22 protein-coding genes are annotated in these 22,880 nt (G+C 53.3%); 5 read left to right on the forward strand and 17 right to left on the reverse strand.

The window, feature by feature from the left end; all coding sequences use genetic code 11:
* Nucleotides 1–54: 54 nt before the first annotated feature.
* The 14 genes from O146_RS0109495 to ctaC all read right to left on the reverse strand — a co-directional run bounded on the left by O146_RS0109495 (nucleotide 55) and on the right by ctaC (nucleotide 14,197).
* Nucleotides 55–1,443 (reverse strand): class II 3-deoxy-7-phosphoheptulonate synthase, encoded by a 1,389-nt coding sequence (locus O146_RS0109495; RefSeq protein ID WP_027018316.1) that lies wholly within the window; start codon nucleotides 1,441–1,443, stop codon nucleotides 55–57.
* Between the two features lie 32 nt (nucleotides 1,444–1,475).
* Nucleotides 1,476–1,991, reverse strand: coding sequence for a polyadenylate-specific 3'-exoribonuclease AS (locus O146_RS0109500; protein WP_021353822.1), 516 nt, complete (start codon nucleotides 1,989–1,991; stop codon nucleotides 1,476–1,478).
* Nucleotides 1,992–2,034: 43 nt separating this feature from the next.
* Nucleotides 2,035–2,190: a hypothetical protein gene (locus tag O146_RS12685; RefSeq protein WP_021353821.1), complete on the reverse strand. Its 156-nt coding sequence runs from the start codon at nucleotides 2,188–2,190 to the stop codon at nucleotides 2,035–2,037.
* 45 nt (nucleotides 2,191–2,235) lie between these two features.
* A complete protein-coding gene (locus tag O146_RS11845) occupies nucleotides 2,236–3,333 on the reverse strand; it encodes an acyltransferase family protein (protein ID WP_035000787.1) in 1,098 nt (365 codons plus the stop codon).
* 13 nt (nucleotides 3,334–3,346) lie between these two features.
* The gene (locus tag O146_RS0109515) at nucleotides 3,347–4,087 is read right to left on the reverse strand and encodes a lysophospholipid acyltransferase family protein (RefSeq protein ID WP_027018317.1); all 741 of its coding nucleotides are present in this window, start codon (nucleotides 4,085–4,087) and stop codon (nucleotides 3,347–3,349) included.
* Between the two features lie 64 nt (nucleotides 4,088–4,151).
* Nucleotides 4,152–5,108, reverse strand: a complete 957-nt coding sequence (locus tag O146_RS0109520) for an ROK family protein (RefSeq protein ID WP_027018318.1) — start codon at nucleotides 5,106–5,108, stop codon at nucleotides 4,152–4,154.
* A 175-nt stretch (nucleotides 5,109–5,283) separates the two neighbouring features.
* Nucleotides 5,284–6,321, reverse strand: coding sequence for a C40 family peptidase (locus O146_RS0109525; RefSeq protein WP_027018319.1), 1,038 nt, complete (start codon nucleotides 6,319–6,321; stop codon nucleotides 5,284–5,286).
* A gap of 90 nt (nucleotides 6,322–6,411) precedes the next feature.
* Nucleotides 6,412–7,005 (reverse strand): C40 family peptidase, encoded by a 594-nt coding sequence (locus tag O146_RS0109530; RefSeq protein ID WP_027018320.1) that lies wholly within the window; start codon nucleotides 7,003–7,005, stop codon nucleotides 6,412–6,414.
* A 700-nt stretch (nucleotides 7,006–7,705) separates the two neighbouring features.
* Complete coding sequence (gene qcrB, locus O146_RS0109535) at nucleotides 7,706–9,331, reverse strand: cytochrome bc1 complex cytochrome b subunit (protein WP_027018321.1); 1,626 nt, start codon at nucleotides 9,329–9,331, stop codon at nucleotides 7,706–7,708.
* Entirely contained in the window at nucleotides 9,331–10,551 is a 1,221-nt protein-coding gene (gene qcrA / locus O146_RS0109540; protein ID WP_027018322.1) for a cytochrome bc1 complex Rieske iron-sulfur subunit, read from the reverse strand. Before qcrA ends, qcrB begins: the two co-directional genes overlap by 1 nt.
* Nucleotides 10,551–11,444 (reverse strand): cytochrome bc1 complex diheme cytochrome c subunit, encoded by an 894-nt coding sequence (qcrC, locus tag O146_RS0109545; RefSeq protein ID WP_024272904.1) that lies wholly within the window; start codon nucleotides 11,442–11,444, stop codon nucleotides 10,551–10,553. Before qcrC ends, qcrA begins: the two co-directional genes overlap by 1 nt.
* 64 nt (nucleotides 11,445–11,508) lie before the next feature.
* Nucleotides 11,509–12,123: an aa3-type cytochrome oxidase subunit III gene (gene ctaE / locus O146_RS0109550; RefSeq protein WP_027018323.1), complete on the reverse strand. Its 615-nt coding sequence runs from the start codon at nucleotides 12,121–12,123 to the stop codon at nucleotides 11,509–11,511.
* Between the two features lie 530 nt (nucleotides 12,124–12,653).
* The gene (ctaF, locus tag O146_RS0109555) at nucleotides 12,654–13,085 is read right to left on the reverse strand and encodes an aa3-type cytochrome oxidase subunit IV (protein ID WP_027018324.1); all 432 of its coding nucleotides are present in this window, start codon (nucleotides 13,083–13,085) and stop codon (nucleotides 12,654–12,656) included.
* A gap of 20 nt (nucleotides 13,086–13,105) precedes the next feature.
* Nucleotides 13,106–14,197: an aa3-type cytochrome oxidase subunit II gene (gene ctaC / locus O146_RS0109560; protein ID WP_021353810.1), complete on the reverse strand. Its 1,092-nt coding sequence runs from the start codon at nucleotides 14,195–14,197 to the stop codon at nucleotides 13,106–13,108.
* Between the two features lie 423 nt (nucleotides 14,198–14,620).
* Between ctaC and asnB the strand changes: the two genes are divergently transcribed.
* Nucleotides 14,621–16,543 carry an asparagine synthase (glutamine-hydrolyzing) gene (asnB, locus tag O146_RS0109565; protein ID WP_027018325.1) on the forward strand — a complete coding sequence of 641 codons (1,923 nt, stop codon included), beginning with the start codon at nucleotides 14,621–14,623 and terminating at the stop codon, nucleotides 16,541–16,543.
* A 145-nt stretch (nucleotides 16,544–16,688) separates the two neighbouring features.
* Here the strand turns inward: asnB and O146_RS0109570 are convergent, their stop codons facing one another.
* Complete coding sequence (locus O146_RS0109570) at nucleotides 16,689–17,033, reverse strand: HesB/IscA family protein (RefSeq protein ID WP_021353808.1); 345 nt, start codon at nucleotides 17,031–17,033, stop codon at nucleotides 16,689–16,691.
* Nucleotides 17,034–17,228: 195 nt separating this feature from the next.
* Between O146_RS0109570 and O146_RS0109575 the strand changes: the two genes are divergently transcribed.
* Nucleotides 17,229–17,984, forward strand: a complete 756-nt coding sequence (locus O146_RS0109575; RefSeq protein WP_027018326.1) for a DUF3043 domain-containing protein — start codon at nucleotides 17,229–17,231, stop codon at nucleotides 17,982–17,984.
* Between the two features lie 56 nt (nucleotides 17,985–18,040).
* Nucleotides 18,041–19,189, forward strand: a complete 1,149-nt coding sequence (locus tag O146_RS11850; RefSeq protein ID WP_081820635.1) for a nicotinate-nucleotide--dimethylbenzimidazole phosphoribosyltransferase — start codon at nucleotides 18,041–18,043, stop codon at nucleotides 19,187–19,189.
* Here O146_RS11850 and O146_RS0109585 read toward each other — a convergent pair.
* Nucleotides 19,172–20,260 carry a branched-chain amino acid aminotransferase gene (locus O146_RS0109585; protein ID WP_023019203.1) on the reverse strand — a complete coding sequence of 363 codons (1,089 nt, stop codon included), beginning with the start codon at nucleotides 20,258–20,260 and terminating at the stop codon, nucleotides 19,172–19,174. The genes O146_RS11850 and O146_RS0109585 overlap by 18 nt on opposite strands.
* A 149-nt stretch (nucleotides 20,261–20,409) precedes the next feature.
* Between O146_RS0109585 and O146_RS0109590 the strand changes: the two genes are divergently transcribed.
* Nucleotides 20,410–21,960, forward strand: coding sequence for a leucyl aminopeptidase (locus tag O146_RS0109590; protein WP_023019202.1), 1,551 nt, complete (start codon nucleotides 20,410–20,412; stop codon nucleotides 21,958–21,960).
* Here the strand turns inward: O146_RS0109590 and O146_RS0109595 are convergent.
* On the reverse strand, nucleotides 21,957–22,349 hold the full coding sequence (locus O146_RS0109595; RefSeq protein WP_021353803.1) for a hypothetical protein: 393 nt from the start codon (nucleotides 22,347–22,349) through the stop codon (nucleotides 21,957–21,959). The two genes, O146_RS0109590 and O146_RS0109595, sit on opposite strands and share 4 nt — an antisense overlap.
* A gap of 126 nt (nucleotides 22,350–22,475) precedes the next feature.
* On the opposite strand from O146_RS0109595, the gene O146_RS0109600 reads away from it, so the two are divergent.
* Nucleotides 22,476–22,880, forward strand: a 405-nt coding sequence (locus O146_RS0109600; protein WP_027018327.1) for a biotin/lipoyl-containing protein, incomplete at its 3' end; no start/stop codon positions are given.

A 22,880-nucleotide genomic window follows, 5' to 3' on the forward strand; every position in this document is an offset into this window, starting at 1 on the left:
CGCACGCAGGGAGACATCCCAACCAGATCTAATGTTGGTTGGGATCGGCTTGTACTAATTACGAAGCATTTCAGCGACCAGAAACGCCAGCTCTAAAGACTGTTGCGTATTCAGACGTGGATCAACCTTTGATTCATAACGTCCAGGCAAATCGACATCCGTAATATCCTCTGCACCACCGAGACACTCGGTGACATCTTCGCCGGTCAGCTCAATGTGAATACCGCCCGGGTGAGTCCCCAGCGCGCGGTGTACTTCGAAAAATCCCTGCACTTCGTCAATGATTTTGTCGAAATGGCGGGTTTTATAGCCATTGGAAGAAGTAAATGTGTTGCCATGCATCGGATCGGACTGCCAAACAACCTTGTGTCCAGCTTCCTCCACTGCCTTAATCACACCCGGCAAAACGCTGCGAATCTTGTCATGCCCCATGCGTGCGACGAAAGTCAGCCGACCTGGTTCCTTATTCGGATCCAGTTTCTCGGCATAAGCTAGTGCCTCTTCTGGGGTAACCGATGGGCCGATCTTGATTCCCACTGGGTTCGCAATCAACGAGCAGAAATTAACGTGGAAATCGTTCAAGCCACGTGTGCGCTCACCGATCCAAACCTGATGCGCCGATAAATCGTACAGCTTGGTTTCGCCATTTTCGTCTTGCCCCAAACGCAGCATGCCACGTTCATAGTCAACAAGCAGAGCCTCGTGCGAACAGTAGATATCGGCAGTCTTCAGCACACTGTCATTGACGCCGCACGCATCCATGAAACGCAGACCACGCGAAATCTCGTTTGCCAAAGCCTGGTAACGTGCCCCGGCGGAAGACGTGGCGACAAACTTACGGTTCCATTCATTCAATCGGTGCAGATCGGCGGTCCCCGATGAAGTAAGTGAACGAACGAGGTTCATCGCGGCTGAGGAGTTAGCATAAGCGCGAATCATACGAGCCGGGTCGTGCCTACGAGCTTCTTCGGTCGGCTCGACGCCATTCACGATGTCACCGCGATAATTCAGCAGACCATTGCCGTCTCGATCTGATGAACGCGGTTTGGCGTACTGGCCGGCAATACGAGCAAGCTTGACGACGGGCGTCGAGGCCCCATAAGTCAGCACCACTGCCATTTGCAGCAAAGTCTTGATATTGCCCCGGATATGCGGTTCGGTATTGGTTTCAAACGATTCCGCACAGTCTCCACCCTGCAGTAAGAAAGCTTCGCCGTTAGCAACCTGAGCCAACTGCGACTTCAGGTTGTAAACCTCTGGTGGCAGAACAATCGGTGGGACCGATTCCAAAATTTTGCGTACGTTATCGGCTTGCGCACGGTCCCACGTGGGCTGCTGAAAGGCTGGACGAGCAATGACATCTTCAAACCGCTCACGGATGCCATCCGGAAGCGGTGGAAGATCAGGTAGCGCGTCTTTGGGGATATCTACTGTCCAACTCACACTTCCATTAAAGCAGAAGTAATTGAAGAGAGCTAAGATAGCATTCTTTGCCCTCGATTATCCCGATCTAAACGGGCCAGTTTTTGGCAAACCTTGAATTTTTCCAGGTTGTGCCGGGCGTCGACAAGCGCGTCATGGTTACCTTTCGGCACATCCGGTAATTTCGGCCTTCCGACCATTTCCCACAACTGTTTCAGCTCATGGGTAAACCTCGGAATTGCTTGTGGTAATCCACTCATATCACCCCATAACTGCACAAGCACCACATGATCATACGCACCGACCCACGCCCAAAGGTCTGGGCGCCCCTCCGCAGTAAGGAATTGAAGAACCTCCCGACGAATCTGCGAATTGGTTTTCCAGACACTGGCGTTGCGGGGTGGCAACTTACTCAGAACATTTTTACGCACCCAAGAATTTGCACGTTGCGGTTCAAAATCTGTAGACACGGCATAGTATTCTTCACCGCGTTCTGAGACAATGCCGATCGAGACCAGCTGAATGGTGGTGCCGTCTTCGATGAATTCGGTGTCATAAAAATAGCGCACGAAATGCTTGCTTCTTCCTAAATCAATATCGACGGCAGCCTAGTCAACGGCGGCGTAACGGAACGAACAACAGCAGGAGAATCAACACCACCGAGATGGGACCGACGATGGTGGCGTCTACACCAATCGATGCTAAAACGACGTAGCCAACGATACTGGCAGTGACCGCAACCAGTCGAAAAATGGTGAGTTTATCCACGAAAAGCTTCTTTCTGCTTAGCGTCCTGCGCATTCGGCACTGATCTTACTCGCGCCTACCTAGGGCTGACAACGGGGGCGGGTATAACAACCACCGCAAAAATTTGGCGCGTGTGAGATATTTCAGCACCGCACCCGTAGCTAAAGCACCGAGCAGACCGCAAAATGCCCAGAACAGAGAGTTTTCAAACGGAAAACGGCCAAAGCGGGTGATATCTTCCAATTCGACATCCACCACCCACAAGCGCTGATAGTGAAACAGCGCCATGATGCCGAAGTGGTGGCCGATATACAGTGGCAGAGTATTCCGACCAAGTTTTAATAACACGGTGCTGACTCGCGGAAGATAGGTCAGTAATACCGACAACACTATCGCGGCAGGCAAAGAAAACGCATGCTGGATAATGCGGAAGAACAAATCCAACTCAAAAGGTCCAAACTCAATAGACCCCGGACCACTCCAGTAAGCCTGTTCACCGCGTACGCTTTCCCACAACTGTGCCCCGGCATAACCAAGCAAATAAGCCACCAGAGCACTGATTACCACCGGAATGCGCTTCGCATGAGCGGTAAAGCGGTGGATGGAGGATGCAAAATATGCGGCAAAAACGAATACCGGCAGATATATAACCGACTTAGCGATCATATGCCAGTGCTCGTGAAACGGAAGCAATAACACCGGCACGATGAAAGACACTAGAACTGCTACCCAGCCTGGCAATGCGCGAAGTGCCCACAAAGCGATGTTAAAAAGCACCAACGCGTACAAAAACCAGATCAAAGTTGAACCTGTGATTACCTGTTTGAGAAAGTATTGTGCAGGTGGCCACTCCGCACCATAATCATTAACGAGTACGACCTGGTATGCCGCTAGTTCGAGTGGCACCCAAAAGATATAAGGGACCAGGAGAAACCACAGTCTACGCGTGAAAAGTTGTTGAAAACTAAACCGGAATACTTTCGCCGAGAACAACCCGCTGACTAAAAAGAATAGCGGCATGCGCAGTGGATCCAGAAATTCATTTGCTTGAGAAAGCCAGGTATCACGTGCCTCAGGAACTGCCAGCGATACGTGCAGAATGATCACGCCTAGAATCGATACACCCCGGGCGATATCGGGCCACTTGAGTCTTTGCTGCGCCACGATACTCCTGCAATTATGTCTGGTTTGGCTCGGCACCTTCCGGGTATCCATTTCCGGCAGCTAGCGACTCTTTCACCTCAGAGGCATAATGATCGACGTATTCAACTCCGGTTAATTCCGCAAGCTCATGCATGATGAAGTCCGTAAAATCACGCATCGTTTGGTGTTCTTTCGGGTCTAAGCCACGGTTCCGCGCCCATTCGTGGGGAGAAACAGGTGTGCCAAAGCGAACTCCGACCTTAACTGGGCGCGGAATCCAGGTACCGATGGGGTTCGCTTTGGCGACATTAATCATCGCGACAGGGATAACAGGCACGTCAGTTTCCATAGCAATGCGTGCCATGCCAGTGCGGCCCCGGTACACCCGGCCATCAGGACTACGGGTACCTTCTGGGTAAATACCTAGTAGATCTCCCCTTGCAAAGACGCTCTTTGCAGTGTCTACGAGCGCTCCACCCGCGTCTTTCGCCTTACGGTCAATAGGGACCTGGCCGACAGAGGTGAAAAAGAAACGCTGCAGAGAACCGACAATTCCTTTACCTGTGAAGTACTCTTTTTTCGCCGGAAATGTAAATTGTCGAGAGCAAACCAAGGGCAAATAGAATGAATCCATCACCGCTTGGTGATTCGAGACGACCATCGCAGCCCCTTGCTCCGGAACATTGCCTAAACCTTCCGTAAAAGGGCGATTCCACAACCGTAACCATGGGCCAATCAAAACGTATTTGAAAAAGTGGTACCAGCCGTTGTTCATGCTCTTGGTTTCTACGTGTGCCACAGCCCTTAACCAGCCTTCCTAGCTTGATTTATGGAGACGCCTAATTAGGAAAATTCTCAGCATAACGCGATAAATGTGCAACTCCGACCATACCTGCCGCAGAACCTAGTTTCGCGACAGAAACCTCTGGGTGTGGCCGATGTGTCGCAGCCACCATTGATTGTCTGAGTACCCGGTCTGCAGCTGGCAAAAATAAATCGTGATTACCAACTACCCCACCTCCGAGGACAATTAATTCCGGGTCAATGACATCCGCAACGAACGACAGGCCGATCCCAAGCCAACGTGCAAACTCACCAACCACCGCCTGCCCAAGCGCATCACCATCACGCGCGGCGTTCATGATCTCTTCGCCTGTTGACGCGGTATGCAGCAAAGGACTTCTGCGATACTCCGGGCAGTCGTCAGCGAGTTCCAGGACTGTGTCCGCCAATGCCGTACCGGACGCATAACGCTCCAGACATCCCCGCTTCCCACACGAGCATTGCCTACCACCAGGCACTACCGTGACGTGACCGAATTCTGGCGCCATACCAAAAGAACCACGGAAGATTTCTCCGCGGTGCATAATTGTTGCCCCGATACCGGTACCTACCGAAAAATACACCCAGGTTCCGGCTTCCCGTGCTTGGCCGAAAACGTACTCTCCCCACGCTGCAGAATTGGCATCGTGTTCTAAGCGCACGGGAAGTTGCAAACGATCAGTCATGATCTCTCGAACAGGGGCATCGCGCCAAGGCAAATGCGGTGCGAAGCGAACGGTAGTGCAGTCAGGGTCCAAAAAGCCCGCGACTGCCAGTCCGACAGCTGCAATTTCATGACGGTCCCGAAGGGTGTTGACAAGTGCGACCAATTTGTCGACCAGAACGTCTTCACTGTTTGGTGTGAGTGTGGCTGCACGATCGAGGATTTCACCGTGCGTGTCAACGACAGCCGCACGCATATTGGTGCCACCAATATCCACACCGATCGTCAAGGCATTAGGGGCAATAGACATAACGTAGTTACTATACTCCATCCACTTGCCTATGCTACGGTGCGTTCCGAAATGCTTTACCGCCACCTGAATTATGGTCGCCGAACTAAATATCGCTTTGGTTGTTAGGCATGGCACCAGTAAACCCGCGGCTCATGTTGAGACGCGGGTTGGGTTCCGTGCGGTAGACGGCTATTTAATACCGAGAAGCACCAGTGATAGGCATCGAATCATAAGGGACAACCTGCACGGGCACGCCATAGGTCGAAGCATGGACTACTTTGCCATCACCGATGTACATACCTACGTGAGTGGTGCCAGGGTAATAACCAATAATATCTCCGGGCTGCAAAGCATTCAGGGAAACCGGAGTGCCACCGGCTAGCTGCGCTTGTGAAGTGCGCGGGATACTCTTCCCTTGCTGCTGATAAGCCCAGTGCATAAGACCCGAGCAGTCGAAGGAATCTGGCCCCGCAGCCCCCCAGTTATAAGGCATACCCAGCCGAGTTAAGGCCGCACCGGAAGCGCCTGAACCCGCTGCGCTAAGCAACGCATCGCCGATTTTAGCAAAGTCCGCAGGAGCACCGCCTGCCAAAGAAATGCGCTCCTCATCGCTTAGCGCTTCGACGCGGGCTTCAAGGTCGCCGATTTTTGCCTCAAGGGCGTCACGTTCTTCCTGCAGTTTAGTGCGCTGAATTTCCAAATCGGTTTTGTGGAAGATCGCCTCTTGCAACAACGCATTCGCCTTGCTGGCTGCACGAGCGGACTCGCGGACCTCCTGCTGTAGACGGACGATATCAGCCTCGGCATCACGAGAAAGCGCCCCCATGAACGATTGCCGGTCGATAAGCTCCTGTGGGCTTCCCGACGACATGACAGAGGCGGCTTTATCCAAGCCCGTTCCGGTGTACTGAGCTTTCGCTAATTGGTCCACGGTGGCTTGCAGCTGCGCGCGTGCTTCAGCTGCGTTAGCAGCCTTGTGGTTGGCATCAGTGCTGAGGACGTCGAGATGCGCAACATTCTGGGCGCGTTTATTCAGCTTCTCCTCGATATTCTTCAGCTCTTCGTGTTTACGGGACATCTCAAAGCCGGACTCTTGAATCTGCTGAGTAGCGATCTCAACATCATCTGCCGAGGCAATGGAGGGGTTGACACCAATCGCACCAAAAACAAGTGCACTGGAGGTGACGATAGCTAGGAAGCGCTGGCGCGACCGAAAAGCGGCGGAAGACATGCGTGGAAATGACTTTCTGGATGAAGCGAGTAGACCAACGGCAATACTAGCGCCCTACACAGTGAATTGGCTAGTCCTGCCCCAAAAGAGCTAAAAACGGACTGCAGAATGGATTGGCTGGAAATGCAGTGGGCGTTCACCGACTGGGCTGCCGGCGTTTAGGGCGTCAATGATAGTGCCATGCCCAGTGTAGATTCCGACGTGAGATGCACCGCCGTAGTAGGCAATAATATCGCCTGGTTGCAAGGCGTCGAGCGACACACGCGTACCGCCAGCTGCCTGAGCTTGTGACGTGCGCGGGATATTCACGCCAGCCTGCTGGTAAGCCCAACTCGTCAAACCAGAGCAATCAAAAGAGCCTGGCCCTGCCGCTCCCCATGCGTAAGGGCTGCCGATTGCTGAACGAGCGGCATCTACGATCTGCTGTCCCTTCGATGCCACGGGAGCGTGAGCCACCTGTACTGGGTTTGCATGAGGTGCGGGCGCCTGGGAGCTACCGAGTAGTTGATCCGCCCCAGGGATGTTTTCCACGCCAGGAACGTCAACGGTGAAGTTTGTGTTTGGAATTGTGAATTGGGCTGCGGACGCCATGCCCGGGGCCATCATCGTCGAACCAACAACAGCAGCGGAGGCTGCAGCGACGCGGCGCTTGGTGGACACATTCTGCTTACGGTGTTTAGCCACGAAATCTTCTCCAAATCAGATTGAGTATGCACTACAGTTTTCGTAGTTTGCCCCGTACCGACCGAGTCCGCCTGAACTCATGCAACTGGTGCGACGCAATGTCTCAAATAGGTTACGAAATGACAACAAACGTTGTCGAATCAAGGCCTGTGATTACTTCCGTTATCTACCCGTTATCTTGCTGTTGTCAGATATACATCAACGACTTGTTCGCAAGCCGCCGATACTATGAAGATCACTACAGCACCCAAGAAACCGTCTCTTGCCTGGCGTTTCAGAGGGAAGGATGCCCGTTACAGTGAAAGCGCAAGCGCCTAGGAGTCGAGCAGAGACTGAAAAAACTAGTCATATGTGAAATCAAACACAGGAACCAGGTGGTTGCTAAATTCCCGCCCATAAACCACAGGGCTGGGAAAGCTCAACGCTAAAACTAAGCCGGGACAGAAACGACGATGAATCCTTAATTGAGGCCCACTTAGACAACGGACCTACTCTAGATGTGCTCGATGTTAGGCAGGAACCAGAAATCGACTTGGGCCTACGTAGCCAATGATCTCCTAGCGGCCAGAAGATTACACCTTGAAATGCCAAAGGCTCGGTACTGGTTTATCCAATACCGAGCCTTTGCTACTTGATTAAGGCGTCGCATCTAGCTTTCGAGGCCAGATTGTGCGCTCACTTGGTCTAAGTGTCTTTTGCCTTAGTCTAAGTGGCCTTTGCGACGGTCAGCCTCGCGATTGGCCTCATTGAGGCGACGCAGCATTTCAACCTCTTCAGCATGGTTGTCATGTTCGATCTGACGTCGACGAGATGCTACGTCATCTGAATCCGGACTAAAGACGCCGGACGCATTCTGATCGGCATAACCCAAGTTATTCAGCTGTTTCGGCACGGCCGCGCCGGCGTACTCCAGCGGAATAGGATGACCATGATCGTCGACCGGTCCAAGTGGCTGGTGTACTTCGATGAATGCACCATTCGGCAGCTGCTTGATTGTGCCGGTTTCGATGCCGTGTTCCAGCACCTCGCGGTCAGAGCGCTGCAACGAGACACAAATGCGGTAGGTCAAGAAGTAAACCAACGGTGGGAGCACAACCAAGCCGATGCGGCCGAACCAGGTCATGGCATTCAACGAGATGTTGAAGAAGTGGGCGATGTGGTCGTTACCACCGGAAATTGTTACCAGCAGGAAGAACGTGATCGCCATTGCGCCGATCGCGGTTCGCGCTGGAACGTCGCGTGGACGTTGCAGCAGGTTATGGTGCGCGTCGTCGCCAGTTGCCTTCTTTTCCAAGGCAGGGTAAGCGAAGAGCAGCATTACCATCACACCACACATCAACGCGACCCAGAATGCTGATGGGATCGTGTAGCCAGCGATGTACAGTTCCCAAGCTGGCATAATGCGGGCAACGCCGTCGGTCCACAACATATAAACGTCAGGCTGCGAACCTGCGGACACCTGAGATGGGTTGTAAGGTCCAATAGTCCAGAAACCGTTGATGGTCAGTAGCCCCGCCATCAATGCGAGAACACCGGCAACGATCAAACCCATGCCAATCGCCTTAGTAGCGAATACTGGCATAATGCGGACGCCTACAACATTGTTTTCAGTGCGGCCCGGCCCAGGTAATTGGGTGTGCTTTTGGTACCAAACTAGCATCAAGTGGGCAGCAATTAGCGCGAGAATAATTCCTGGGATAATAAGGACGTGCAGCACATAGAAACGGTCTAGCATCAGGTCCGATGGGAAGTCCCCGTCGAAGATGGCCCAGTGGATCCAAGTTCCGATGATAGGGACACCGAGGATGATGGCCGACATAATGCGCAAACCGACACCGGAGAGCAGGTCATCCGGCAGAGAGTAACCCATGAAGCCTTCAACCATGCCGAGCATGATCAATGCGCAACCGATGATCCAGTTAGCTTCACGAGGGCGGCGGAATGCGCCAGTGAAGAACACGCGGAGCATGTGAGCAACCATCGACATCATGAACATAAGCGCTGCCCAGTGGTGCATCTGACGCACGAACAGGCCACCGCGCACCTCAAAAGAAATATCAAGTGCGGTTGCGTATGCGCGTGACATCTCGACGCCATTCAACGGCAGGTATCCACCGTCGTAGATCACTTTGGTGATTGATGGGTCGAAAAACAGAGTTAGGTACACGCCTGTAAGCAGCAAGATAATGAAGCTGTACAAGGCAATCTCACCCAACATGAAGGACCAGTGGGTTGGGAAGACTTTGTTGATCTGGGTGCGCACCATCCCCGAGATGGTGTAGCGCGAATCAACATTGTCTGCTATTTGTCCGAGTTTATTGCTCATTAGGATTCACGCTCCCAGAAAGCCGGGCCAACTGGCTCGATGAAGTTACCGCGAGCGATGAGGTAGCCCTCTTCGTCAACGGTGATGGGCAACTGTGGCAACGCACGGGCCGCAGGTCCGAAAACAGGCTTTGCGTATTGCATAGCGTCGAACTGCGATTGGTGGCACGGGCACAGGATGCGGTTAGTCTGTGCCTCAAATAGAGAGGTTGGACAACCAACGTGCGTACAGATCTTGGAGTACGCGTAGTAATCGCCGTAGTGGAAATCTTCCTGGTTTTCGCGCTCGACAACAGCTTTGGCATCGTCATGGCGCAAACGAATGAGCATAACGGCGTTACGTGGTCCATGGATAGAATGCATATGGTTTTCGTATACGTCGCGCTGTGGATCGTAACGATCTCCATCGTTCACATCGTCTTCTGCCAATGGGAAAACGGTTTCCATCGCGGCTGCAGACAGGTCTTCGGGCCGAACGCGGACTAGGCGGGTAACGCCTTTAGTCTCCCAGTGGTTCCCGGCCTGCCCTTCGTGGTATTCGGCAATCGCTCCGGTATCCCGGGCAAGGTAAAGCTTTACGCCTTTATCGTGAAGCGTCCACCCTGATGTCCACAGAGTTCCGTCTCCGTTGTAGTTGAGCTCGTGGCGTGGCTTCCAAGGATTGCGGATAGCTCCGCCCAGTGGTGCAATCACTACAAGACCTGCAAGGATACCCGCGCCGCCAAGCAGCCCCTGCAGTGCTTTACGACGACCGAGGGTGGAAGTCTGCCAAGCGTCATTCAGCAACGCGGTAACGGTCTGGCGGTCAACCTCATCAGAACGTCCGTCGTGGCGATTCTGCACGGCAATTTCTTCCGGCACCATCTTTTTGACGATCATGACCACACCGATGCCCAAGCAAAGGATGGCCAAACCGGAGGTAAGACCTAATAACGGGGTGTATACCGCGTGCAACCACTGGCCGTCTTCCCCATGCCCTTTATAGCCCCATGGCCAGAAAAGGTACACGCCTAAAAACGCGATGGCGGCGACGACTGCAATTGCAAAAAAGATGCCAACGGAAATGGAGGCACGTTTTTCAGCAGGATCGTTCTCTACCGGGAAGCGCTCTTTCCGATAAGCAACTGTCACTTCATCGAGCTCGGTACCAAGTTGAGCCAATTCATCCTGGCTCATGCCCCGAAGCTCTTGTTCCGTGTAATTTTTTTTCTCGTTCGACATTAGGTACGCGATCCAATCCACATAGCTGCACCAACCAAAGCGGTGATGCCGATGATCCACATGGCCAAGCCTTCAGCGACAGGGCCCAATCCGCCTACAGACCAACCGCCTGAGGATGGAGACTCTTTCGCGTCCTTAATAAACGCGATGATGTCTGCTTTCTCGTCGTGGGTGAGTTGACGTTCAGAGAACTTCGGCATGTTCTGCGGGCCAGTCAACATGGCTTGATAAATCTCTTGCTCGTTCGCCGGATCCAGTGGAGGCGCATACTTACCTGAAGACAGGGCGCCACCACGACCGGTGAAGTTATGGCAAGAAGCACAGTTCATACGGAACAATTCCGAACCACGGGCGATATCTTCTGGATGGATTTTTCCATCGTACGAAGAACCGCGCAGCTCTTCCATTGCGATGGTGCCATCGTCGTTATACACCAGTTCGGGTCCCCCGCCGTTGGCTGCAACGTAAGCAGCCAACGCAAGAGTTTGTTGTTCCGTATAGCGAGGAGTCTTACGTTCCGCCTGGGCGTCGTTAGACATCATCGGCATGCGGCCAGAGTGAACCTGGAAGTAAACGGAACCTTCACCGACACCAATCAGTGATGGCCCACGGTCAGGTACGCCTTGCAGGTTTGTGCCGTGACAAGTAATGCAAGCAACTTCGTAAATGTCCTTACCCTCTTGAATAAGGGCTTGGTCATCACGCTGTGCGGTTGCTACCTGAGCGTCTGGAGTCAATGCGCTGGCCAAGATGCCTGCACCGGTGAGTCCCACAGACAAAGCAGCTGCACCGGCGAGCGTCCGGCGCATCTTGCGTTTGCGGCGCGAAGCGCTCGCGTTGGCAGCAGTAGGGTTCTCCGACTGCGGCTCTGTGTTCGGGTTGGAATCCATCATTTCCCTTAAATATGTCGAGAACGGAAAGTGAAGGGCTGTAGGCCGGATTACGGCGAGCTACGGCCTACTGAACGAGATAAATAACAATGAAGACGCCGATCCAGATGACGTCAACGAAGTGCCAGTAATACGAGACTGCCATCGCAGCAGTTGCCTGTGCGGGGGTGAATTTAGACTTCCAAATTCGCCCCAGGACGATGGCGAATGCGATAAGGCCCGCCGTCACGTGCAGCATATGGAAGCCGGTGATGATAAAGAACACCGAGCCAAACACACTGGCTTGAATGGTTACGCCGTGCGAGATCATCTCGTAATACTCGAATGCGACCATGCCCAAGAAAACAACACCAAGGGCAATAGTGATTACGTACCACAAGCGGAGCTTGAAGACGTCACCTTTCTCGGCCGCGAAAACACCGAACTGCGAGGTCACAGACGAAGTAACAAGGATAGCTGTAATGATGAGACCGTAGATCACGTTAAGGTGCTCGGTCTGTTCAGTCCAGTCCCCTGCCTGTCCGTTTGCGCGCGAGGTAAACCACATCGCGAACAGTCCGGCGAAGAACATTAATTCCTGCGACAGGAACACAATCGTGCCTACGCTGACCATGTTTGGTCGGTTCAGCGACACAACACGTTGTGGTGCTGTCATTCCTGGGTTAGTTACTGCGCTCGTCACGCTCATAAGTATGCACCGTCCTTTCTCGAATTTCATCTCAATTCTTAGCCGTTTTCCCAGGTCACCATAAGGCCATAAGCGACACTCACACCATACGGGGGTAGCTAAAGTATCTATACCTACCTTGGAACTTTTTCCCGCAAATTCCGACTAACTTAATTAGCAGGTCAACCGGCAATTACACCCCCGATAGCCTCGATCATTAGCGAGAGTAGATTGCTGCCTTAACTCAAATCGGGGGTATTACTTTTCGCACCCCACCTGCCAAAGTGCCCTAACTCACAAGGCAAAACTGCCATTTTGCGATGATTGCAACTTTTGATTGCCCCTAAAATTGCGCCAACTAATTCATGATTCGAACAGCTTGGAACTCAATCATTTTTTCGTCACTAGTCGATATTCGCTCAGAGTCTTTACACTCTCATTTACCCTTCCCACCCTCGCCCCGCGGCACAACAAAACCCCCAATTGCTCAAACAAAGAACAATTAGGGGTTGAAGGTTGCGTCGAAACCAGATCAGGGATTGAAACTAGTGCTTTTCCTTAGGCAATCCGTATTGCAGGCTCAGCATCGTACATGCCCAAATGAGCATTACGCCACCAACCAGGATCAGCCAGTAGTACAGGAAGATAACACCAAGGCCGAATACAAAGATGGAGATCGACATCCAGAATGGCCACATGGATCCCGGGGAGAAAAATCCGAGGACTCCCGCGGAGTCAGAGATTTCCGCTTCCTCCCAGTCCTCTGGAAGGACATCGGATCGGGATTCGGTTATATGCAGGTAGGCACCGAGCATAATCGCCATAAGGGACGACAAGAGCAACGGGAGGCCACCAGCCCAGTCGTAGCGGTACTTCCAACCGTCATCTTCAATCCATACGGTACCGAAGACGTAGACAACACCGGAGATTCCGAGGAAGACGGCGATTGCGTAAAAGAGTTTCGCACTGGCGCGCATGTCTGTATTCTCCTTTGGCTTTACAGAGCGGTGTTCGGATCTGCCGCGTTATCGCCATCGGCGGTCTCGCGAGCGGAGTTGAATGGCTTGGTGGAGGTTGCATATGGGGCTTCACCGATGGATGCCAGTGCCTCTGAGTTAGGGGCATCCGGGTTAGCCATACGGAATTCCATATACTGAGCGAACTTCTCCGGGGAAACCGCGCGAATCTCAAAGTTCATCATCGCGTGGTAAGTACCGCACATTTCAGCACAGCGACCTACAAAGGCACCCTCTTCTTGGATTTCCTCGATCTGGAATGCGCGCTCCTGCTGGTTGTTTTCTGGGTGAGAATAAACGTCACGCTTGAACAAGAATTCAGGGACCCAGAAGGAGTGAGAAACGTCGCCGGAAGCAAGACGGAATTCGATTGCGGTGTTGGTAGGCAGAACCAAAACAGGAATCTCATCTGTGGTTCCCAGCGTCTCGATCTCGTTGTAATTCAAGTACGAGTTGTCACCGCTGGAACGTCCGTGAACAGGGTTGGCGTTCTTAACGTCTTCAGGGTCATGCTTGGACTTCTCGGCGATAGCGGTACGCTCTTCGTCTTCGCCTAGATAATCCTGACCATTAGGAGTGAAGTTTCCGCCAACCTCTGCGTAACCAAACTTCCAGTTCCACTGGAAGGCAGTGACGTCTACGGCAACCTCAGGCTCTTTGTCGTTCGCGACAACTTTCTGCTGGACTTGAACGGTAAAGAAGAATAGCGCCATGACGATAATGACGGGAATAATCGTCAAAACCAACTCAACGGGCACGTTGTACTGGAGCTGACGAGGGAATTCTCCTCGACCATTCTTTTTTGCACGCTTGGCACTCCAGCGGAAAATGGCCGTCAGGAACAGCGCCCACATGATAATGCCGATAAACCAGGCAAGGACCCAAATCCAGATCCAGAAATTAAACATTGAGTTCGCCTCGGGGGTAACTCCCTCAGGCCAACCCATGTGCAGGAATTTCGATGCCGCTGCTGGTGGCTCGACCTCACAAGCGGCCAGACCGACCGTTGCGAGGCCCAAGACGCCACCAAGGCCCAGCTTCCGGCTCAAGCTGCGTTCTTTACGCTGTCCCACGTGTGTTCTGCCTTTCTTTGCACACAATTGTCTGCCTACTTTTATAAGCATTCCTATTCAAGCAGCATAACTCAAATACGCCATCTTCTTATCAGGGTTGCATGAACCTATTTCCAGGCAAATAAAGGTTTACACATCTAGAAACACAGCGACGCTCCAGCCACCCCGATACGCGCTGGACAATGGGCAACCATTTGGCCCACCGACGAAAATTGACCACACACGAAATGCCAAAGGTATTAGCCATCTCACACTGAATATCGTCCCTATCATCCCAAAGTTTCACTCACATTGAGGTAAACGGATAAGCCCATGGGATTGAAGTCCAATCTGCGCGAAACTCTCCGTTAAATGATTAACCGCTGACGAATACTTGGCCGTAAAGTAGTCGTGGCAGATCACCACCCTGAGGAGAAATAAACAATGTGCGGACTTCTCGCTATGTTGAGCGCCCAAAGCGATGCCCCTTCTTACGTTACCGCTATGGAAGAAGCGCTCCCTTGCATGCGCCATCGTGGCCCTGACGCCGCTGGCACCTGGAACGATGAACACGCAGTTTTTGGATTCAACCGGCTGTCAATCATCGACCTGGAGCATTCTCATCAGCCTTTACGCTGGGGTCCAGAGGACGATCCTGAACGCTACGCGATGACGTTCAATGGGGAAATTTATAACTACGTTGAACTTCGTGCCGAGCTCAAAGAGGCGGGATATCACTTTCAGACATCCGGCGATGGTGAACCAATTGTTGTCGGTTTCCACCATTGGGGGCCTTCCGTCGTCGAGCATCTTCGTGGAATGTTCGCCATCGCCATCTGGGACACCCGCCGGAAACAGATGTTCGTCGCCCGCGATCAGTTTGGGATCAAGCCGCTGTTTTATGCCACAACGTCGGCAGGAACCGTTTTTGCATCCGAAAAAAAATCCATTCTCGAGATTGCTGACGCTATCGATCTAGGGCTAGGCCTTGACCGCAGAGCCATCGAACATTATGTGGACCTGCAATATGTCCCAGAACCGGAATCTTTACACGCAGACATTCGTCGCCTGGAATCGGGTTGCACTGCAATTCTTTCGCCAGACGGTCAGGTTAAAGCGGAACGTTATTTCCAGCCTCGCTTTCGGACCAAAGCCGTTCCGGCAGGCCAGGAACAACAGCTTTTTGACCGAATCGCCCATGCCCTCGAGGATTCCGTCGAAAAGCACATGCGCGCAGACGTCACTGTTGGGTCATTCTTGTCCGGTGGTATTGATTCCACCGCGATCGCTGCATTGGCGAAACGACACAACCCAAATCTTTTAACATTTACCACCGGTTTCGAACGCGAAGGTTATTCTGAGGTCGACGTCGCAGCAGAGTCGGCAGAAGCGATTGGCGCTGAGCATATAGTTAAGATTGTCAGCCCAGAAGAATATGCCGACGCCATTCCGAAAATCATGTGGTATCTGGACGACCCTGTGGCAGACCCCTCCCTCGTTCCGCTGCATTTTGTCGCAGCAGAAGCTCGGAAACACGTCAAGGTCGTGCTTTCTGGTGAGGGCGCCGACGAGCTCTTTGGCGGTTACACTATTTACAAAGAGCCCCTCTCCCTCGCGCCATTCGAAAAAATTCCAAGCCCTTTGCGACGGGGCTTAGGCGCTCTTTCCCGTATCTTGCCTGATGGCATGAAGGGGAAATCTCTTCTCGAACGCGGATCGATGTCCATGGAAGAGCGCTACTACGGTAATGCTCGCTCTTTCAATTTCGAGCAAATGCAACGCGTGATCCCTTGGGCCCGTAAAGATTGGGATCACCGTGATGTGACCAAAGATATTTACGCGCGTTCTGAAGACATGGACCCCGTTGCGCGTATGCAGCATTTAGACTTGTTTACCTGGATGCGCGGCGACATCCTCGTGAAAGCGGACAAGATCAATATGGCGAACTCCTTAGAACTCCGCGTCCCATTCCTCGACAAGGAAGTTTTCCGGGTTGCCGAAACCATCCCGCACGAACTGAAGATCTCCCACGGAACCACGAAATATGCCTTACGTAAGGCTATGGAACAAATCGTTCCCCCACATGTGCTGCACCGAAAGAAATTGGGCTTCCCGGTACCAATGCGGCACTGGTTAGCAGGAGATGAACTACACGGATGGGCACAAGAGCAAATTAACGCCTCCCAAACAGAAGACATCTTCAACAAGAAAGCTGTCCTGGAGATGTTGCAAGAACACCGTGCAGGCCAATCAGATCACTCACGTCGTCTGTGGACTGTGCTGGCCTTCATGGTCTGGCACGGAATTTTTGTGGAGAAACGTATCGACCCAAATATCGAGCACCGGGATTACCCAGTCCGACTATAACTGCATACCGACACGGCCGGGGACAGCACTATTGATGTAGCCCGGCCGCGCACAATGCGAAAGCCCCTAGCTCTCTGTACTGATTAGTAACGAGAACCAGGGGCTTTTAATATCCGTCGAGCTGTGTGGAATCCTAACTATAGTTTTAGTTGAAAGAATCGCCACAAGCGCAGGATCCACCGGCATTCGGATTATCGATAGTAAAACCTTGCTGTTCAATGGTGTCAGCGAAGTCAATCTTCGCACCCATCAGGTACGGCACCGACATCTTGTCGACGACCAAGGTAACGCCGCCGATCTCATCGCTTTTGTCACCATCGAGCTCGCGGTCGTCAAAGTACAGTTGATAGCGCAAACCTGCACAACCACCTGGCTGAACGGCAATACGCAGAGACAGGTCCGTACGGCCTTCCTGCTCTAGCAAAGACTTAGCTTTCTCAGCTGCAGCGTCAGTCAAAATTACGCCGGTCGACGAAGTTGGGGCGGTCATAATAGTTCTCCTTCGTGGTGAACGCGTCGTTTGCGTCCAGAGTACTCGCCTTTCGTGCGAGACGAAACCCCTGGATCCGCAGTCCGTTCGACAATTAATTTAACCGCCCCAAGGCTGTTTGCGCCACCTACGCCGGACATACCCGACAAGTACTTATTCTTGTTACCGGCATACAAAGTTGTACCCTGTAGAACTGTGAAACTACCGTGGCAAAAACCTCAAAACACCAAAGCAGATAATTCCGACAACTCCACTACCAGTGCGGACAATAAGAGCTCATCTGCACCATCAAACTCGGCACAATCTAGCCCTGCACAGGCCAATTCCGCTTCCCCAGAGCAAACAGATTTACCGAAGGGCTATACCCCTAAGAAAAATAAACCTACTCCTTCGCGCAAAGAGCAAGAGATTCGTCGCGGTGTACGACGCGATCCTAACGGTGCATCCCCCGCCCAGGCCCGGGAGCGTCGTAAAGAGCTCAAGAAATCCATGTCCAAGCAAGAATGGAAAGAATACAAACGCGAAGAACGCCAAGAAAACATGCGTCGCCGTAAGGAACAGCAAGAACGCATGGATGCTGGCGATGAGCGCTACCTCTTGGCTCGCGATATTGGACCGGAGCGACGCTACGCACGGGACTGGGTGGATTCCCGCGCTTTCTTGACCAACTGGGTGATGCTTATTGCCCTTATGATTCTTGGTGCTACCCTGCTCGGCGGAATTAACCCTCACGCAGCGAATATCATTTCACTCATCGGCATGGTGATTATTGTTATTCTCGCAATCGAAGGGGTTATCCTGGGCAAACGTTGCAATAACGCGGTGCGCAAGAAATTCCCAGACTCCACCGAAGCTGGATTCCGCTTGGGCTTTTACGCTTATTCTCGTGCCACTCAGCCACGCAAGTGGCGTTCACCAAAGCCCCAGGTGGAACGCGGTGCCAAGGTCTAACCGCCCCTATTCTTCATTCTTCTAGGCCCTAGATAGTTACAGTTTAGGTTTTCACAATGCCAATGCCGCACGAGCCCGAATCCATCCCTCAGCCCGAGCCTGATTCCGCACCCAAGCAGAGTGCTGACGCTGCCGCTAACGCGGATTCCAATGCCCAAGCCGACAGTGCTGAGTTTGCTGATCTTGGGGCTCCCGCGGAGATTGATACTGAGGCTGCCGCCGCGGTGGTTGCAGCTATGTCGTCGACACAGCGGGGCCGAAGTTTTGGTCGGCTTACTGATGCAGCAGCTTTCATGGCCGCGTGCCAAGGGAAAGTTCCCGCGGAGCCGTTGCGGCAGCCCCGAGTCGTCATTTTCCATTCTGCCCTCGCCAGCCCTGCCCCCGGCAGTTCTGACCCCAGCGTCTCTGTCCCCCGGAGCTCTGCAACTGGTAGCAACGGTGCGTCATCTTTGCGCACGCCCGAGTCCCAGACTGCAGCCGACGATATTGCCGCTGGTTCTGCCCCCGTGACGACACTGGCCCGTACCCATGGTGCTGGCGTTCGCCTAGAGGAGATCCCTACCGACGGAGCCGCGCTAGAATTTGGCCGCTCTATCGCTGATTCTGAAATCGATGCTGGCGCAGATCTACTGATCCCAGGCGAGCTCACTGAGGGATTCTCCGTCGAGGCTGCTGCCTTGTTTGGCGCAATAACGAAGACAGAACCGGTAGCACTAGCTAGCTTGGAAGCTTCGCTTACGACGAAACAATGGCAAGCCGACGTCACGGCTATCCGGGATCACATGTTCCGTTTCCGACGATTTCCTGCTAATTTGTTGGATCTTGTGCGCGAATGCCAAATGCCGACGGTACAGTCATTGGTTGGTTTTATTCTGCAAGCAACTTCCCGACGCACTCCAGTGCTTGTCGACGGCTGCCTTGCCACTGTGTGTGGCCTGATAGCAGAAAAAATTGTTCCAGGAACCCAACCATGGCTGCGCTCGGCACAGCTGTCCCCGGAGCCTGCGCATATCCAAGCCGTCCAACAATTGGGATTAACGCCCCTACTTGCCTTCGATCTCACAACCGGGCAAGGAACCGGTGGCGTACTAGCATTATCTGCGCTCAACGCAGCGATTGAGCTAGTAGCCGATGAGGTTTATGCGATCACTGATGCGATCAACGCGCATAACCACGGCGCGCGATCATCAGGCGAGCTTTTGTAGCCAGCCGTGCGTGTCGGCAACTTCTCCCCGTTGGATTCCGGTTAGCTTCTCACGCAGTTGCATCGTGATTTCGCCGGGGTGACCGCCACCGATGCTAAACGTGCCGCTGGTAGTTTTCACGGTGCCGATTGGCGTGATTACGGCTGCCGTCCCGCACGCAAAGGCTTCACTCATGGCACCGGATTCGGCGGCTTCCCGCCATTGCTCCAGAGTGATGCTTTCTTCCACCACTTCAATGCCCATCTCACGCGCTAGTTGCAACAGTGAATTTCGCGTCACACCAGGCAAAATAGTGCCGGTCAGTTCGGGAGTGACCAGCTTGCCCTGGATGACAAACATGACGTTCATGCCGCCCATCTCTTCGACTTTTTGGCGTTTTGCAGCATCTAAAAAGACCACTTGGTCGCAGCCATGTGCGATGGATTCTTGCTGGGCAACTAGCGAAGCAGCGTAGTTACCGGCAAATTTGGCGGCCCCGGTTCCGCCCGGAGCGGCACGCACATAATCTTCGGAAATCCACACAGATACCGGTTTCACGCCACCCTGAAAATACGCACCGACTGGCGAGGCAATAACCAAGAATCGATAAGACTGCGATGGCGCGACGCCGAGCCCTATTTCCGTTGCAATCAGGAATGGACGAAGGTACAAGGATCCCTCTCCCCCGGCTGCTGGGACCCAATCCTTGTCGACAGCAACTAATTCTTTCAATGCTTGGATAAATAATTGTTCTGGGATTTCCGGCATTGCCATGCGCTGCGCGGAGCTCGCTATACGTTGCGCATTCTTCTCAGGACGGAAAGTAACGATTGAATCATCACTCTGCCTATATGCCTTGATGCCTTCAAAAATTGCTTGCCCGTAATGAAAAACGGTCGTCGCAGGATCTAAGGTCAATGGCGCGTATGGCTGCACTGATAGATTGTGCCAGCCTTGTTCTGCATTCCAGTCGGCAACCACCATGTGGTCCGTGAATTTTTTACCAAAAGCTGGGTTCGCCAGGATTTCCTCGCGTTCAGCTGCGGGCGTCGGAGTGTCATTGCGGGTCACGGAAAATTTGAAGTCGCTCATGGTAGCTAATGTACCCTTTCCACCTTTTAATAGAGACTTAGGGCACACCCTTACACGGCGTTCTGCGGTAAATCTCGCTAGGCTAGGAAGGCCTAGAGCGAATTTCAACTAAATTGCGCGACCATTGTCATGTGACAAGAAAGGATATTATGGCTGCCCCAAAGTTCGAACTTCCAGCCCGCGGCAAGATTAGCCCAGTGGAGTTGCAGAAAAAGTTGCCTAAAAACGCCGATGCTCTCGTCGTCAGCGTGTTCCGCACGAAGGATTCAGCTAACGAGAACGGCATAGAAATCCTCGACACAGATTGGCTCTCCGGTGGCCAACTACGCGAAGTGGTCGAGGGCTTGCAAACAGTCAAAGCCACGGGCAAAGCAAACGAAATCACCCGCTTGCCGGCTCCAAAGAAGCTGGGCGTCGACGTAGTCATCGCGGTGGGTTTGGGTGCGCAGGACAAGCTTGACGACGAGGTTCTGCGTCGCGCGGCTGGTACTGTTTCCCGCGCGGTCAAGGATCTAAATTCGGTCGCCGTTGCTCTTTCCGGTGACCGTGATCGCCTCGCCGCTATCGTAGAAGGCTTGATCTTAGGCGGATATGCCTACCCGGGCATCCGTGGAAGCAAAGACGAGGGTGCCACCCAGCCGGACGAGAAAAAGAATCACGCTGATAAAGATCCCGCCGAATTTACTGTGCTCGGCGATCCAAAGAAGGATTCTGACGTCTTCCGTCTCGCACAAGTTGGTGCAGAATCGGTGTGCCTAGCACGGGACTTTGTCAACGTTCCTTCCAGCCATAAATTCCCAGAATCCTATGCTGAGTTTATCCGTGGCTTTGCCGAAGATGCAGGCCTGAAGGTGGAGATTCTCGACGAAAAGCAACTGGAGAAGGAGGGCTTCGGTGGTATTTTGGCGGTCGGCCAGGGTTCGGTCCGCCCACCGCGTCTGGTCCGCCTGCACCATAGTCCACGCAAGGCCAAGAAGAAGGTTGCTCTCGTAGGCAAGGGCATTACCTTTGACACCGGCGGTATCTCTTTGAAGCCGGGCGCAGGCATGGGCGAGATGATCATGGACATGGGTGGCTCAGCAGCCGTCGTGGCTGCCACTGTCGCTGCTGCAAAGCTCGACCTCAACGTGGAGTTGACCACCACTGTGCCGCTGGCAGAAAACATGCCTTCCGGTAACGCTATTCGCCCAGGCGACGTCATCACTCACTATGGCGGCATTACTTCAGAAATTCTGAATACCGATGCTGAAGGCCGTATCGTGCTTGCCGACGCCATCGCGCGCGCGAGCGAAGACAAGCCAGATTATTTGGTAGAGACGGCAACGTTGACCGGCCACCAGATGCTCGCGTTGGGCAAGAAAACCTACGGTGTTATGGGTAGCGATGAGCTACGTGATCGCATCGCTGAGCTGGGACGCCGTGTAGGCGAAAAAGCTTGGGCCATGGCTTTGCTGGAAGAGCACGAAGAAGCGATTAAAACCCCTGCGGCGGATATCCGCAATATCTCCGAGGACCGTTGGGGTGGCATGCAGTTTGCGGGTACCTACCTGTCGCAATTCGTCGGCGAGGGCATTGAGTGGGCACATCTCGATATAGCCGGCCCTGCCTGGGCAGCAAGCGCTTCCGGATACACTGCGCAGCGAGCAACCGGTGTTCCGGTACGCACACTGGTTGCTTGGTTGGACGAAATCGCCAGCTAAGCATCTCCGTGGCGCCGCTCCCACTGTTTGCGGCGCTCCACTTGTTCTTGGCGCTTGCGTAGGATTCGTTCGCGTTTCATACGCTCGCGCATACGCTGTGGATACCCGGTTTCTTCAACGTCATAGATTGGCACATCTAGTACCCGGGCCACGGCGTCTATTCCTTTCGGCCCGCCAATACGGCGGCGGATATAGTCGCCGGAGTCGTCGACAAGCACGATCGACATTTCATTAACCACGGTTTCCGGCTCCACGAAGCCTTCTATGAAACCGCGGCCATCGATCCATGCAACTAGATCTGCCTGGTCTTGCTCGCGTATCGTATCGCCAGGCGCGCGGGGTGGCCTGAGCTGTGATTTCGTGGAGTTACGACGGAATAGGTTGAACACAGTTCACAATTCTAGGGGTAGTGCGCAATATTGCGCATTGACTCATTACACGTAGCAGCGGCGATGGCGGTAGGCTGGAATGCCGTAGCTTCTATTTACTAACGACTTTAGAGGAGTCTCTCACACATGTCGCACTCCGTAGAGATGCCCGAGCTGGGCGAATCGGTTACCGAAGGCACCATTACCCAGTGGCTGAAGTCCGTCGGCGATACCGTCGAAGCCGACGAGCCTTTGCTCGAAGTTTCCACTGACAAAGTGGACACTGAAGTCCCTTCCCCGGTCTCGGGTACGCTTCTGGAGATCAAAGCCGAAGAAGACGACACCGTTGAAGTTGGCGACGTCATTGCCATCATCGGCGACGAGGGCGAGAGCGCAGACTCGCAGGACTCTACTGATGCTGCTAGCACCGATGATTCTGACGACGCTGATGACGCTAAAGACAACGCAGGCTCCGAGGATTCCGCTTCTGAGGAAAAGGAAGACAACAAAGAGTCCAAGAACGACAAGAAGTCTTCCGGTGGCTCATCCCAA

Origin of the sequence: Corynebacterium pseudodiphtheriticum DSM 44287, from assembly GCF_000688415.1 — a bacterium.
GTDB lineage: Bacteria > Actinomycetota > Actinomycetes > Mycobacteriales > Mycobacteriaceae > Corynebacterium > Corynebacterium pseudodiphtheriticum.

Bases quoted from the DNA above. Each gene is read 5' to 3' on its own strand.
- O146_RS0109590 (WP_023019202.1), top strand. From the start codon at position 20,410: ATGGCTGCCCCAAAGTTCGAACTTCCAGCCCGCGGCAAGATTAGCCCA.
- qcrC (WP_024272904.1), bottom strand. From the start codon at position 11,444: ATGATGGATTCCAACCCGAACACAGAGCCGCAGTCGGAGAACCCTACT.
- ctaF (WP_027018324.1), bottom strand. From the start codon at position 13,085: ATGCGCGCCAGTGCGAAACTCTTTTACGCAATCGCCGTCTTCCTCGGA.
- asnB (WP_027018325.1), top strand. From the start codon at position 14,621: ATGTGCGGACTTCTCGCTATGTTGAGCGCCCAAAGCGATGCCCCTTCT.
- O146_RS0109520 (WP_027018318.1), bottom strand. From the start codon at position 5,108: ATGTCTATTGCCCCTAATGCCTTGACGATCGGTGTGGATATTGGTGGC.
- O146_RS11850 (WP_081820635.1), top strand. From the start codon at position 18,041: ATGCCAATGCCGCACGAGCCCGAATCCATCCCTCAGCCCGAGCCTGAT.
- qcrB (WP_027018321.1), bottom strand. From the start codon at position 9,331: ATGAGCAATAAACTCGGACAAATAGCAGACAATGTTGATTCGCGCTAC.
- O146_RS0109525 (WP_027018319.1), bottom strand. From the start codon at position 6,321: ATGTCTTCCGCCGCTTTTCGGTCGCGCCAGCGCTTCCTAGCTATCGTC.
- O146_RS0109570 (WP_021353808.1), bottom strand. From the start codon at position 17,033: ATGACCGCCCCAACTTCGTCGACCGGCGTAATTTTGACTGACGCTGCA.
- O146_RS0109515 (WP_027018317.1), bottom strand. From the start codon at position 4,087: ATGAACAACGGCTGGTACCACTTTTTCAAATACGTTTTGATTGGCCCA.
- qcrA (WP_027018322.1), bottom strand. From the start codon at position 10,551: ATGTCGAACGAGAAAAAAAATTACACGGAACAAGAGCTTCGGGGCATG.
- O146_RS0109585 (WP_023019203.1), bottom strand. From the start codon at position 20,260: ATGAGCGACTTCAAATTTTCCGTGACCCGCAATGACACTCCGACGCCC.